2 protein-coding genes are annotated in these 1,098 nt (G+C 69.9%); one reads left to right on the plus strand and one right to left on the minus strand.

The window, feature by feature from the left end; translation table 11 throughout:
* A partial coding sequence (locus tag ACZ5CR_RS46870; protein WP_468870167.1) for an SRPBCC family protein occupies window positions 1-433 on the plus strand: 433 nt, incomplete at its 5' end.
* Window positions 434-446: 13 nt separating this feature from the next.
* On the opposite strand, the gene ACZ5CR_RS46875 is transcribed toward ACZ5CR_RS46870, so the two are convergent.
* Window positions 447-1,098: serine hydrolase domain-containing protein (locus tag ACZ5CR_RS46875; protein WP_468870168.1), on the minus strand; the 652-nt coding region annotated here is incomplete at its 5' end.

Here is a 1,098-nt window from a genome sequence, read left to right on the forward strand (position 1 = left end):
CATCGAGAGCACCCCGGAGAAGGTCTGGCACGCCCTCACCGACGCGGAACTGACCGCGGCGTACTGGGGCCACGCCAACGTCTCCGACTGGCAGCAGGGCTCGCCCTGGGAACACCGCCGGACGGACGGCTCGGGCATCGCGGACGTGGTGGGCGAGGTGGTCGAGAGCACCCCGCCCAAGCGCCTGGTGACGACGTGGGCGTACCCGAACCAAGCCCCCGGCTCCGGCTCCGCCGAGCCCTCCCAGGCCACGTTCGACATCGAGCCGTACGGCGGAATCGTCCGCCTCACGGTGACCCACGAGAACCTCGCGGACGAGAAGGAGCGGAACGACGTGGGGGCGGGCTGGCCCGCGGTCCTCTCCAACCTCAAGTCCCTCCTGGAGACGGGCTCCCCGCTCCCGGACAAGCCGTGGCTGGTCCCGAGCAGCTGAGCCGTGCCGGACGTCACTTCTTGCACAGGGCGGTGTCGACGAGAGCGTCGGCGTTCGTGAAGCCCTTCGCGGTGGGCGCCCAGTCGGCGGTGACGACGACCGTGGCGGCGCGGCCGTCATCGGTGACGCCGGGGAGCGAGTGGTATCCGGGGATGTCACCGCCGTGCCCCCACGCCACTCCGCCGCAGCTCAGGGGCGTGCTGATCAGGCCGAGACCGTAGCCGGCTCCCGTGACGGGGCTGTCGGGGATCTTGACCGTGGTGCGCATCTGCGCGAGCTGGGCGGGCTTGAGCAGCTTGCCGCCGATCAGGGCGGAGAAGAAGCGGTTCAGGTCGCTGGGGGTGGAGATCAGCTGCCCGGCGGACCAACCCCAGGAGGGGTCCAGCTCCGTACGGTTCTTCAGCCGCGCCCCGGGCTTCGCGGCGTGGTAGCCCTGGGGGTGGGCTCTACGGATGCCCTCCTCGCCCACATCGGGGAAGTAGGTGCGGCGCAGTCCGATGCGGTCGATGACCCGCTCGGTGATCTGCTCGGCCAGCGGCCGTTTTGTGACCTTCTCGATGAGCATGCCCGCCACTATGTAGTTGGTGTTGTTGTACGCCCAGCTCTTCCCGGGGGCGAACTGCGCCTTGTGCTCCAGAGCTTTGTCGAGCAGGTCCCGGGGCTGG

The sequence above is a fragment of the Streptomyces sp. NPDC031274 genome (assembly GCF_055570235.1).